This is a genomic window from Vibrio cincinnatiensis, from assembly GCF_022113815.1.
Classification (GTDB): domain Bacteria; phylum Pseudomonadota; class Gammaproteobacteria; order Enterobacterales; family Vibrionaceae; genus Vibrio; species Vibrio cincinnatiensis_A.
In genome coordinates this window covers 454478-467585 of sequence record NZ_SGOM01000001.1, presented here as the reverse complement: position 1 = coordinate 467585, position 13108 = coordinate 454478, and the positions used below count along the sequence as shown (strand labels likewise).

The window sequence follows — 13108 nt, the reverse complement described above, 5'->3', positions numbered from 1 at the left end:
AGGCTACAGATGTTTCACTCGACGTTTAACTTCTTCTTGTTTCCCAAAGTTAAACGGACGGGCATCCGGGCTGCCTAAATAACCACAGACACGGCGAGTTACCGAAACTTTTGAAGAATCGTGATTACCACATTTAGGGCACACAAACCCTTTACTGGTGCAGTCAAACTCACCGGTAAATCCACATTCATAGCATTCATCAATCGGTGTATTCGTTCCGTAATATGGCACACGGGTATAGCTGTAATCCCAAACATTTTCCAATGCTTCAACATTGCGCTGCATATTCGGGAATTCACCATAGCAGATAAAACCACCACTAGAGAGAGGTGGATATGGCATCTCAAAATCAATCTTATCGTAAGGGTTAACTTTCTTTTCAACATCTAAATGGAAGCTATTGGTATAATACCCTTTATCAGTGACACCATTGATAATCCCAAACTCTTTAGTATCAATACGACAGAAACGACTGCAGAGGTTTTCACTGGGAGTTCCATACAAGCTAAAAGCATAACCGGTTTCTTCCTTCCATTGATCCACTGCGGAGCGAAGTTTACCAATGATATTCAATGCATGCTCACGAAGTTCAGCGTTATCATAAACATGCTGCTCTTGGCCAAATAAAGCATTCACAGTTTCATGTACACCAATGTAACCAAGCGAAATAGAAGCTCGACCATGTTTGAAAATTTGTGCAACCGAATCGTCAGCTTTTAAACGAACACCACATGCGCCTTCCATATATAAGATAGGGGCGACACGCGCTTTCACATTTTCTAAACGGCTAATCCGAGTTTCCAATGCTCGACGAGCTAACTTCAATTTCTCGTCTAGTAGACGGTAGAAAGTATCGAGATCCCCTTTTGCTTTCAATGCTATGCGCGGCAAGTTTAAGCTCACTACGCCAAGGTTATTACGACCTTCATGGACTAACTCACCCTTTTCTTCATATGGGTTTAAGAAACTGCGACACCCCATCGGAGTTTTAAATGACCCTGTCACTTCTACTACTTTGTCATAGTTGAGAATATCAGGGTACATACGCTTAGATGCGCATTCTAAAGCCAATTGTTTAATATCGTAGTTCGGCTCACCAGCTTTATGGTTTAACCCATCTTTAATAGCAAACACGAGCTTAGGGAAAACGGCTGTTTTACGATTTTTACCAAGCCCTGCAATTCGATTTTTTAAGATTGATTGCTGAATTAAACGAGATTCCCAATTAGTACCTAACCCAAACCCAAACGTGACAAAGGGGGTTTGCCCATTAGCTGTATGCAAGGTATTGACCTCGTACTCTAAAGATTGAAAAGCGTCATAGCACTCTTTTTCAGTACGGGCCATAGCAAATGCCTGAGGATCGGCAATCGCCCATTCTTGAGCAATAGCTAAGTGTTTGTTATAGCTAGAAGTAACATAAGGAGAAAGAACTTCATCAATACGGTTAATGGTTGTCCCACCATAAATATGGCTGGCCACTTGCGCAATGATTTGGGCAGTAACGGCCGTTGCTGTAGAGATAGATTTAGGCGTATCAATCTCGGCGTTACCCATTTTAAATCCATGAGTCAACATGCCTTTTAGATCAATCAACATACAGTTAAACATCGGGAAAAATGGCGCGTAATCCAGATCATGATAGTGGATATCGCCTTCTTCATGAGCTTGCACAATATCACGTGGAAGAATACGCGTTTTCGCATAGTGTTTAGCAACAATGCCCGCCAACAAATCACGCTGAGTTGGGATCACTTTGCCATCTTTATTGGCATTCTCATTGAGAAGATCCGCATTACTTTCTTGGATCAACCCTTCGATCTCTTTGGTCAACGTGCTCTGCTTTTCTCGGGCAATGTCACGATCATGGCGATATTCAATGTATGAACGAGCTAATGCTTTATACGGACCTTGCATTAGCTCGTTCTCTACCAGAGTTTGGATCTCAGCAATATGAACTTGTTCATACTCTTTCAGCTTCAACTCAACCGCTAAAGCCACATTCAGTGCGTAAATAGCAATTTCATTGGTCACCTGTTCGGCGGCGCTTTCTACGGCGGATTGAATGCGATCTCTGCTAAACGGGGCTTTTGAGCCATCACGTTTGATTACTATTGGTTTCACCATTTCTCCTTACCCAGCATATTCACAGAATTATCCACAAATACACTATATAGGGCTTTATACTAGCCAATGAACACTATATGTTGTGCTGTATTTAACGCAAAGACCTAGCGAACCGTATTGATTTAGATCAATTAAAAACCGACAATGGGTAAGAAGGAATCAATCTTATTGAATAAGATCTCAATCTGCTGAGAACGAATGAAAAGATAATTTTTATCGATAATATGCTTGATTTTTTTGTAACCCTGATCGGCTAAGGGCTAGGAAAGATGACGGTGAAAAAAAGCAGAAAACGCCCCAAATGATCACTGTCATTGCCACTCTCATTCAGTCGTTTTGCTATCCCTAAAGTTATGCACAACCTAACATAAAAAAGCCCCATGTATCGAATGAAACAGGGGCAAACAGAAAAGGAGGATCACTGAATTCTATTTAATTATTTTTTACTTTAAGCCAAATATTCATCACCCCTAATCCAACCATCATAGAAATAAAGAATACCCAAACATCCGGGTTACCAAGGGCTAAGCTAGATACAGCCGGCCCAGGACAAATACCAGCGATCCCCCAACCAATACCAAATAAGGTAGCGCCTATCAGTAACTTGGTATCAATCACTCGATTTTTAGCTAAACAAAACTCTGTTGCATTTAACGGTTGTTGCCGAGGTTTAATCAATAGAAAATAACCTGGCATAAACACCAGCAAGGCTCCCCCCATCACAAAAATCAAACTGGGATCCCAAACACCAGTAATATCTAAAAAACCAATGACTTTTGTTGGGTTCGCCATACCAGAGATAACCATACCGATTCCAAACAGTAGCCCAGAAAATAAAGCGGTAAGTTGAAAGAGTATTTTATTCATGAAGTTATCCTTACTCTTATTCAATTAAAGAAGATGAAGACGAAAATAAACGGTGATACCAGCCACCAGCATAAAAACCCCAGTCGCAACAATAGAGCGAATGGATAATCGCCCAATACCACAAATACCGTGACCACTCGTACAACCGTTGCCTAAGCGGGTTCCCAAGCCGACCAATAACCCAGCCAAAACCAACAAAATCTGGTTAGATTCAAACTGCAAAGGAATATCACTCTCGAAAGCCCGCACGCCTAAGACACCACCAGAAACCATGCCTAAAGCAAACAGTAAACGCCAAACAAAATCTCGCGGTTTGGGAGATAAAATTCCCGCTAAAATACCACTAATTCCCGCTACCTTTCCGTTAAGCAGCAACATTAACGTTGCTGAAACACCTAATAGCATACCGCCAAACAGCGATTCCCAAGGAATGGAAAATGTCATAATTACCTCGTTATTGATTCACGCTAAATTCAGAACAAAACACCCTGTGTAGGTGGTAGATCAACTGCTTAACACGGCTATCGGCTAATGAATAAAAAACCTGTTGTGATGATTTACGGGCTTGGATTAACCCTTGCTTTCTCAACACGGTTAAATGTTGTGAGAATGCCGATTGACTCAGTGAAGAGCATTTTTGCAACTGAGCAACCCCCACTTCTCCCTGAGTCAATTGACACAACACCATTAATCGTTCGGGATGAGCCATAATTCTCAACAACTCAGACACTTCAATGGCACGATCATGCATCTGCTCAATATTTACCTCATCCATATCCGCCCCTCTGCTTACGGTTTATCGAGATGATACGTAATAATCGATAAATTAGTCAAACCTTATTTAGCATAAACAAATTTAGCAAAACAAAAATTAGACATAGCTAAATTAAGGTTTTATAGTAACACTAATTTTGCAACGGAGGCTAAAACCATGACTATCGAAAATGGTATCAGAGTGATCGCAGGCAGTACGATACTTCTCTCAGTCTTATTAACCATTTTTGTTCACCCTCATTTTGTATGGTTGACAATATTTATTGGTGCCAACTTACTACAGAGCGCATTTACAGGTACTTGCCCTGGCGTGTTTGTCCTAAAAAAGCTAGGCATTCTCGCTAAGTAAGACTTGGGCCTATTGTCGTTGCCCTACTTACAATAGAAGTGGGTATAACAGGATTTATCATTTGCCCTACTGTGTAAGGCATATCACTTTTGGAGTTGTTATGACAAAAATCATCATTGTCGGTGGCGTTGCAGGTGGCGCCTCAGCCGCGGCCCGGGCTCGTCGTTTAAGCGAAGATGCTCAAATCATCATGTTGGAACGTGGTCCTTTCGTTTCTTTCGCTAACTGTGGATTGCCTTATCATATTGGAGGCGAAATAAAAGAACGCAGTAACTTACTGCTACAAACGCCAGAAAGCTTTTTGGCTCGTTTCAACGTGGATGTCCGAGTCATGAATGAAGTCCTACGGATTAATCGTGATGCAAAAACCGTGACTATTCGCAACCTTATCGATCAAAGCGAATATGAAGAAAGCTATGATTTTCTTCTCCTTAGCCCCGGTGCTGGGCCCGTTATTCCCCCTATTCCCGGTTTAGATAATCCGCTGACTTATTCGCTTCGTAATATCCCGGATATGGATAACATCATGAAAGCGATCCAGATGAACCAACCTAGCCATGCCACCGTTGTGGGTGGTGGGTTTATTGGGTTAGAAATGATGGAAGCGTTTCACCAATTGGGGATAAAAACCACGCTCATTGAAATGGCCGATCAAGTCATGACCCCAATCGATCGTGAAATGGCCGGTTTTGCCCATGCTGAAATTCGTGCAAAAGGCATCGATCTACGTTTAGGTGTAGCGCTGCAGTTAATCGAATTTACTCCAACAACCTCAATTGCCAATGTGGATGCTGGCGAAGCTGCAAATCAACAACATCTTTGTGGCCAGTTAGAATTAACACTAAGTAATGGCGACGCCTTGTCCACAGAATTGTTGATCATGGCAATAGGTGTACGCCCAGAAACAAAACTGGCGAAAGAAGCCGGGTTACAAATCGGTGAGCTAGGCGGTATCTGGACCAATGAATCAATGCAAACAAGTGATCCTGATATTTATGCCGTCGGTGATGCCATTGAAGAAAAAGACTTTGTGACTGGAAAACAGACGTTAGTGCCTCTAGCAGGTCCTGCCAACCGTCAAGGTCGTATGGCTGCAGACAACATGCTTGGCCGCAAGGAAACTTACCAAGGCACTCAAGGAACAGCCATTTGTAAGATCTTTGATCTAGCCGTAGCTTCAACCGGTAAGAATGAGAAGCAACTTAAACGTGAAGGCATAGAGTACGAAAAAGTCTACGTACACACCGCAAGCCATGCGAGCTACTACCCTGGCGCAGAAGTGGTTTCGTTCAAACTATTGTTCGATCCCCAAACGGGTAAAATTTTCGGCGCGCAAGCAGTTGGTAAAGATGGTATCGATAAACGTATCGACGTAATGGCGGTAGCTCAACGCGCAGGAATGACAGTAGAGCAGCTACAACATTTAGAGTTGACTTACGCCCCCCCCTACGGCAGTGCAAAAGATGTGATTAACCAAGCCGCATTTGTTGCCAATAATCTTATAAAAGGTGACGCCAAAGCGATTCACTTTGATGAAATCGACCACTTAGATGAAAATCAGATCATATTGGATGTGCGTAATCCCAACGAACGAGAAGGCAACCAACACTTCATTGGTGATATCAATATCCCTGTTGACCAACTTCGCCAACGACTCAATGAACTGCCTAAAGATAAAGAAATCATCATTTATTGCCAAGTTGGGTTACGCGGTAACGTAGCCTATCGACAATTAGTGCATCATGGCTTTAAGGCTCGGAACTTAATTGGGGGATACCGTACTTACCTATTTGCCACTGCTTAACGTCCTTCCTTTCTTCAATAGCCAGCACCTAACCCGTGCTGGCTTTTTCTGTCTGGGCTCTATCAGCCTCGGTTCCTCTTCCTAGTGATAAATATAGTTTTTGCCTATCGATAATATAGGTATAAGCAATTTTATTTTAACAACCTGAAATGTGAATATACTTTCCGAACGCAAGACATTGCGAAATCAAAAAACTGAAAGGAAAGTAAAGAATGATTAACACTCAAATCAAACCATTTAGCGCAACAGCATACAAAAACGGTGAATTCGTAGAGATCACAGAACAAGATGTTCTCGGTAAATGGGCCGTGTTCTTCTTCTACCCAGCAGATTTCACGTTTGTTTGTCCAACTGAGCTTGGTGACCTTGCTGACCATTATGAAGAACTACAAAAACGTGGCGTAGAAGTGTTCTCTGTTTCAACAGACACACATTTCACACACAAAGCATGGCATGACAGCTCTGATACCATTGGTAAAATCAACTACTACATGGTTGGCGACCAAACCGGTAACATCACTAACAACTTTGGCGTGATGCGTGAAGGTCAAGGCCTTGCAGACCGTGCAACCTTTGTTATCGACCCAGAAGGTGTAATCCAAGCGATGGAAATCACTGCTGAAGGTATCGGTCGTGATGCAGAAGATCTGCTACGTAAAATTAAAGCGGCACAATACGTTGCTGCACACCCAGGTGAAGTGTGCCCAGCGAAATGGAAAGAAGGTGAAGCGACTCTTGCTCCTTCTCTCGACCTAGTCGGTAAAATCTAACCTTTACCTAACTGATTAAGAGCAAGCTGGGTGTTTTACTCTGACGACCTAAATGCCCAGTTTGCTCTCCCTTTTCGCTCAATCTCTATCATAAAGTCAACATCGATAAAAACTTAGCAGCGACCAAAGGGTATTTTGCATTTATCCAGAGTAGCCATTCTCTTTATCACATTATTCGACAGGATTAGATAACAATGCTAGACCAAGCGATCAAGCAACAATTAAAACAATATCTCAGTAATCTGAAAGAAGAAGTCCGTTTAGTGGTTAGTCTAGATGAAAGCAAAGCTTCACAAGACATTCTTTCACTAGCGAATGAAATTGCTGACCTCAGTGATTTGGTATCCGTGATCCAAGATGATCAAGCCAGTGCACGTAAACCCGTGATGACGGTGAGTAACCCAACAAAAAATACCCAATTACGCTTTGCTGGCGTGCCTATGGGGCACGAATTTACCTCTTTAGTTTTGGCTCTGCTCCACTCAGGTGGACATCCAATGAAATTGGAACCTGTGGTTATCGAACAAATCGCGCAATTGGATAAAAAGCTGGATGTGGAAATCTTTATTTCTCTCTCTTGTCAAAACTGTCCTGATGTTGTGCAAGCATTCAACATGATGGCTGCGATCAACCCTAATATTCGTGCCACCATGATTGACGGTGCCCTATTCCAAGATGAAGTAAAACAGCGCGACATCATGGCAGTACCAAGCATCTTTATTAATGGTGAATTATTTGGTCAAGGCAGAATGAGTCTCACTGAAATTCTCAATAAATTGGATGATGGTGCAGCTAAAAAAGCCGCAGCAAGCTTAAATGAGAAGGCTCCTTATGATGTACTGGTTGTCGGTGGTGGTCCTGCGGGGGCAGCAGCGGCTATCTACGCGGCTCGTAAAGGCATTCGCACGGGAATCGTCGCCCAACGCCTTGGCGGTCAGGTGATGGATACCATGTCGATTGAGAACTTTATCTCGGTTAAACATACCGAAGGGCCAAAATTGGCTGCGGATTTAGGAGAACACCTCAAAGAGTACGGTGTGGATATTATTACGGAGCAGCAAGCAGATAAGCTGATGGGCGCTGATTTTACTAACGACGGTACTATTCACGTCAGTCTAGAAAGCGGAGCTCAGCTAAAAAGTAAAAGTGTCATTTTAAGCCCGGGGGCTCGTTGGCGTGAAATGAACGTACCGGGTGAGCAAGAATACCGTAATAAAGGGGTTGCCTACTGTCCTCATTGTGATGGTCCTTTATTTAAAGGTAAAAAGACCGCGGTGATCGGTGGTGGTAACTCAGGGATTGAAGCGGCAATTGACCTTGCTGGTATTGTAGAACACGTCACTGTGTTGGAATTTGCTGATACGCTGCGAGCAGACCAAGTGCTGATCAATAAAGCCAACTCAACACCGAATATCGACATTATTACCATGGCACAAACCACAGAAGTGATTGGCGATGGGAAACGGGTTACTGGACTGAAATATAAAGACCGTAATACCGATGAGATCAAAGAGATCGAACTCTCTGGAATCTTTGTCCAAATTGGCTTAGTCCCAAATACCGAGTGGCTAAAAGATTCAGCGGTAGAGCTTTCTGCTCGTGGTGAAATTGAAATTGGCAGCCGTGGTGAAACCAGTATGCCGGGTGTTTTTGCTGCTGGTGATGCGACAACGGTTCCTTATAAACAAATTATCATAGCGATGGGTGAAGGGGCTAAAGCCAGCCTTGGCGCTTTTGATTACCTTATTCGTCAGCAAGGTTAATTCGCCCAATCGGATAGGAAGCAAAATAACGGGTAAATCTTCTTCGCCTTTTCTAGGAGCCTACCCATTTTGCTTTATCTTAAGCCGTTCACTTTATGAGCGGCTTTTTCTTTTCCGTACCAGTTTTATATTCAATCCCGATTCTTTTCACACTTTCTTCTCTTTATTCCACACACTGTATTGACTTTTGAGCGTAACTTTTTAGCATGGCGTTTTCCCTTGATGAGAAATTTTTCATGTCAGAAACGACTCAAACTGAAGCACCTACCATTACTTTAGATACTATTTCGCCTGAACTCCGCCAAGTCATCGAATTTGACCAAGTGCCAGAGCAGATGTACAGCATGGTGACTTCTATCCATGAAGTATCAGAAGAAGTCGTTCGAGAGGCGTGGAATAGCCTTCCAGCCAGCGCACAAAATATTCTTGATAATTTCGAACAGTTCCATGCGCTTATTTCTGTGAGTCAGGCCTTTGCCGGTATTGATGTAATGGAAGAGTTTCCAAAACTAAACTTACCTAAAGAAATGACAGAGCAAGATAAGGAAGAATATCGCGCTCAGTTGCTTGATCAAGTTTTACACAACTGTGTCAAAGATATGGTTAAGCAAATTAAAAAGGCTCGCCGCGATCCTATTTTGAAACGTGACTTTAAAGAAGTGTTTCAAAAATAAATAATTGCCAACCAAACCGTGATAAAAAAGCTCGCTGATACGCGGGCTTTTTTTATGGCCGCTCCTCGCTCTCCCAATACTTACCAGCCAACCTCTTTCTGTCATCTCCTTCACTTATTCATCCTTTAGCGTAATCTCTTCCATAATATGGTTTTAAAGCCAACTTCGCGCATGCTCGACGATAAATGCACTAGCAGAATATGATCAAGATCAAAAATAAACGAGTAAAAACTGCCATTTATCATTTTTTAGTGGTTTCATACGAACATAAACAAACAAAATCGAACAAAAAAGGCCATCAAAATGAAAAAACAACACAGTTCAACGCCATTTAACGAACATGATGTGTTAGACATCATCGTGGTCGGAGGTGGCATTAATGGAACCGGTATTGCAGCTGATGCAGCGGGCAGAGGGTTAAACGTCGGTTTATATGAAGCGCAAGATTTTGCAGGAGCCACTTCTTCTGCTAGCTCGAAATTAATCCATGGTGGCCTGCGTTACCTTGAACACTATGAATTCCGGTTAGTAAGCGAAGCACTGGCAGAACGAGAAGTGCTCCTCAAAAAAGCCCCTCACATTGTCACCCCTATGCGCTTTCGTCTTCCTCACCGTCCGTTTCTTCGCCCGGCATGGATGATTCGCATTGGGCTATTTCTATACGATCATTTAGGTAAACGTACCTCTTTACCGGCGAGTAAAAAAGTCCCACTCAAGGCGGGAATCGTCACGAAACCACAGATGAAAGTCGGTTTTGAATATTCAGACTGTTGGGTAGATGATGCGCGACTTGTGATCCTCAATGCAATGCAAGCCAAAGAGTTGGGAGCAGAAGTCATGAATTACTGCCGGGTAGAAAAAGCCGTTCGAGAAGGTAAGCTCTGGAATGTCACTTTATTTGATGAGCGAACGCAAACACATTTTGTACGCAAAAGCCGAACATTAGTGAACGCAACGGGTCCATGGGTAAAACAATTTTTAGATACGAATATTCAAATTCGCTCACCCTATGGCATCCGATTAATCAAAGGTTCACACATCATCGTTCCTAAAATTCATGATGAACCACAGGCATACATTCTACAAAATGAAGATAAACGAATCGTCTTTGTGATTCCCTATCTAGACAAATACTCCATGATAGGAACCACAGATGTCGAATATAAGGGCAACCCAAGAGACGTCGCCATCTCCATCGAAGAGCGACAATATTTGATCAATGTCGTCAATAAACACTTTGTCCGTGAAATCTGTGTCGATGACATCGTCTCTGAATTTAGTGGTGTACGGCCCTTGTGTGATGACGAATCAGACTCACCACAGGCGATTACTCGAGACTACACACTTTCGCTCGATCAACAAGGAGAGGAAGCTCCACTGCTATCCATCTTTGGTGGAAAATTAACCACTTACCGCAAACTGGCGGAAGCCGCCATGAAACAACTCACTCCATTTCTGCCACCAATGAAACCGAGTTGGACCACACAATCTACCTTACCCGGCGGTGAAAATTACCAGCCAAGCTCCCTGTTGGAGACCATCAAACAACAAGTTCCCTTTGTTGATGAGCAAACGATCTCTCGCTGGATCAAACAGTATGGTTCACGAACTCAAGAGCTGTTACGCGGAGTAGAAACTGTAGAAGATTTAGGCCATGCATTCAGTAATACCCTTTTCCAACGAGAAATTGATTATTTGATTGAGAACGAATATGTCTATCAAGTGGAAGATATCTTTTGGCGACGAAGCAAGCTAGGGATTGATCATGACACCCGTTGTATCGAAAAAGTCGAACTCTATTTGAAAAATGCTTCAGAACTTTCACAACCAAGCCATGCTCTTGATTAAGACCATAACCTGATAGACAAAAAGCGAACAACGCCGGAAATCCAGAAGAAATGAGTGGATTTCCGGCAAACGAGTTTAGAAGCTCACTCTCAATTTAAGCTTTATCACGCAGTTCTTCTAACTGGTTTTTAAATACCGCAGGCATGGTATAAAGCAGCAATAATCGAATAGCATGATTGACCATCACAAAAGCAGGCTCTAATCCTAGTAAAAGAGCCACGGCCGTCATCGCTTCAACACTCCCAGGAACCCAAGAGAGCAATAAAACCAACCAACTCATTCCCAGCCAGTGGGCGGCTAAAAAAGAAACACCAATCGCAACGGTTAACCCGATTAGCGTCACCATTACACCCGCTTTTGAATAAGAAAATGCTTCTCGTAAAGTGGTTTCGGCTAAGCGTACACCGATCAACACTCCCAACAAAGCGGTTGAAAATAGTACTAGGTGAACAGGCACCAATAATGAATCGGGTGGCATCACGCTATTCACCGTTGCCGCAATTAATAATGACGCAATCATATAAGGGGCTGGAATGCCAAATTTAATTGAGAGTTTCCCACATAACATGCTAATAGCGACCAATATAAATAGCATTATCCAATGTTGAATAGCCATGGTGGCACTATTGATTGTTGTCTCAGTCGCACTATTGGAGATAACCCCAGCCATCAAGATCAAAATGATCAAACGAACAGAATGCGCATAAACCACTTTAGATGACGGTTTACTGCCCGATTCACTAATCACTAATATCGCCGCCATTGCTCCAGGGACCGCACCCAATAAAGACTCAAATGGATGCCAACCCTCCCGTTTATATAGCCACAAGAAACCACCGCTGGTCTGTAAAATAAGACAAATTATTAGCCCTATTACCACAGGTAAACTTAACGTTTGAGCAAGTTCTCCTATCGAAATGGTCGCGCCAACACTGATCCCCAATACTACTTGAATAAACATCAGCAGAGTTTTAGGTAAAGTTAAAGCAACGTTGGCTCTTTTACGTAGAAGAATAACGAAAATTGCTGCCACAAACAGTTCTGCTAATGGCAGAGAGAAAAACAGCCCCATTAACATCGAGAGTAAAGCGATGCCGGTAATTTTTAATAGATTAGACAAAGAGGTTATTTTGAACACGAGAAAGCCTCACTAGGCTTAAAAAGCCATACAGACAGCAATACACGTTAACACCAAAGGCTATGCCATACTCGGATGAAAACGACTCCAACTCACCAAAAGTAGACCAGCAAAAGCAATCCACACCAACGTAGCAAAACCGAGCGTCCACAGTAGATTAAATTGATAACTGAAGTAATAAACTGCCAGTAAATAAGCGGCATAAGGAATGAGCGAGTACAACCCAAAGAGCACCGTTATTCTTAATTCTTCCATGGTACGTTCCGTACCAACAATGTAGTGAGCGATGAGGGCAAAAGTAGGAAAAAGAGGAACCAAGCCAGAAATAAAAAAACTTTTACTTTTTGAAAGCAGAGCTATCAGCAAAACAGCCAACGCACCCAGCAAGCATTTAAAAAACAGAGCCAGCATAACCATCCTTATTTTGCGACACTCACCGCATTTGACTATAACCCTATGTAACCAAATGTAAAGTAAGAGTTATCACTCAATGATAAACACACCCTGTTTAACCTTTAACGTGAAAATAATCCTCAATGAATCCGCTTGTTTCTCCTCATTCCATATTAAGCGGTTTGAGTTCAATCACATTACCTTCAGGATCTTCAATATAAATCGAGCGGCCAAACCCTTATGCACCATAGCGTTTGGCAAAGTCTGAATGTGGGATCTGGTGTTTATCTAAATATTGAATGATCGAAGCTTCGGTAAGCGGAGTAATTTGTAAACAGAGATGATCGACATTGCGGCCATCTTGTTGAGGAGCCCGTCCTCCCATTTGGCCGAGTTCACTATTGACAGTTACTAAATCAATCAAGGCATTACCCGCTCGAAGTTGTGTCAACCCGAGCTCTTCCGATATATCTCTTTCAATCTGACAGCCTAATACTGAACAATAGAAATACAACATTTGCTCTAATTGCGTAGTGCGTAAAACAACATGATCCAATCCATGTATTGTCAGCATCTTGCACCTCCCGATTGCTTTGTTATA

12 protein-coding genes and 1 pseudogene are annotated in these 13108 nt (G+C 42.6%); 6 read left to right on the top strand and 7 right to left on the bottom strand.

Annotated features, from left to right (window positions below):
• Positions 1-3: 3 nt before the first annotated feature.
• From nrdD to EXA13_RS02115, 4 genes are all read right to left on the bottom strand, one after another.
• Entirely contained in the window at positions 4-2124 is a 2121-nt protein-coding gene (gene nrdD, locus EXA13_RS02130; RefSeq protein ID WP_238131650.1) for an anaerobic ribonucleoside-triphosphate reductase, read from the bottom strand.
• A gap of 435 nt (positions 2125-2559) precedes the next feature.
• Positions 2560-2994, bottom strand: coding sequence for a YeeE/YedE family protein (locus EXA13_RS02125; protein WP_238131649.1), 435 nt, complete (start codon positions 2992-2994; stop codon positions 2560-2562).
• A gap of 24 nt (positions 2995-3018) precedes the next feature.
• On the bottom strand, positions 3019-3438 hold the full coding sequence (locus tag EXA13_RS02120; protein WP_238131648.1) for a YeeE/YedE family protein: 420 nt from the start codon (positions 3436-3438) through the stop codon (positions 3019-3021).
• Positions 3439-3448: 10 nt separating this feature from the next.
• A complete protein-coding gene (locus tag EXA13_RS02115; protein ID WP_238131647.1) occupies positions 3449-3769 on the bottom strand; it encodes an ArsR/SmtB family transcription factor in 321 nt (106 codons plus the stop codon).
• A 156-nt stretch (positions 3770-3925) separates the two neighbouring features.
• Between EXA13_RS02115 and EXA13_RS02110 the strand changes: the two genes are divergently transcribed.
• From EXA13_RS02110 to glpD, 6 genes are all read left to right on the top strand, one after another.
• Positions 3926-4117, top strand: a complete 192-nt coding sequence (locus tag EXA13_RS02110) for a YgaP family membrane protein (protein ID WP_238131646.1) — start codon at positions 3926-3928, stop codon at positions 4115-4117.
• A 100-nt stretch (positions 4118-4217) separates the two neighbouring features.
• On the top strand, positions 4218-5921 hold the full coding sequence (locus EXA13_RS02105) for an FAD-dependent oxidoreductase (protein ID WP_238131645.1): 1704 nt from the start codon (positions 4218-4220) through the stop codon (positions 5919-5921).
• Positions 5922-6133: 212 nt separating this feature from the next.
• Positions 6134-6691 (top strand): alkyl hydroperoxide reductase subunit C, encoded by a 558-nt coding sequence (gene ahpC, locus EXA13_RS02100; RefSeq protein WP_078924691.1) that lies wholly within the window; start codon positions 6134-6136, stop codon positions 6689-6691.
• A gap of 194 nt (positions 6692-6885) precedes the next feature.
• The gene (ahpF, locus tag EXA13_RS02095) at positions 6886-8454 is read left to right on the top strand and encodes an alkyl hydroperoxide reductase subunit F (protein WP_238131644.1); all 1569 of its coding nucleotides are present in this window, start codon (positions 6886-6888) and stop codon (positions 8452-8454) included.
• A gap of 236 nt (positions 8455-8690) precedes the next feature.
• Positions 8691-9128 carry a DUF3069 domain-containing protein gene (locus tag EXA13_RS02090; RefSeq protein WP_078924689.1) on the top strand — a complete coding sequence of 146 codons (438 nt, stop codon included), beginning with the start codon at positions 8691-8693 and terminating at the stop codon, positions 9126-9128.
• Between the two features lie 303 nt (positions 9129-9431).
• A complete protein-coding gene (glpD, locus tag EXA13_RS02085; protein ID WP_238131643.1) occupies positions 9432-10976 on the top strand; it encodes a glycerol-3-phosphate dehydrogenase in 1545 nt (514 codons plus the stop codon).
• Positions 10977-11070: 94 nt separating this feature from the next.
• Here glpD and EXA13_RS02080 read toward each other — a convergent pair whose 3' ends face one another.
• The 3 genes and pseudogenes from EXA13_RS02080 to EXA13_RS02070 all read right to left on the bottom strand — a co-directional run bounded on the left by EXA13_RS02080 (position 11071) and on the right by EXA13_RS02070 (position 13081).
• Complete coding sequence (locus EXA13_RS02080; protein WP_420895606.1) at positions 11071-12114, bottom strand: AbrB family transcriptional regulator; 1044 nt, start codon at positions 12112-12114, stop codon at positions 11071-11073.
• A gap of 60 nt (positions 12115-12174) precedes the next feature.
• Positions 12175-12525, bottom strand: coding sequence for a GlpM family protein (locus tag EXA13_RS02075; RefSeq protein ID WP_238104953.1), 351 nt, complete (start codon positions 12523-12525; stop codon positions 12175-12177).
• A 145-nt stretch (positions 12526-12670) separates the two neighbouring features.
• Positions 12671-13081: pseudogene (locus EXA13_RS02070) on the bottom strand (VOC family protein).
• Positions 13082-13108: the final 27 nt, after the last annotated feature.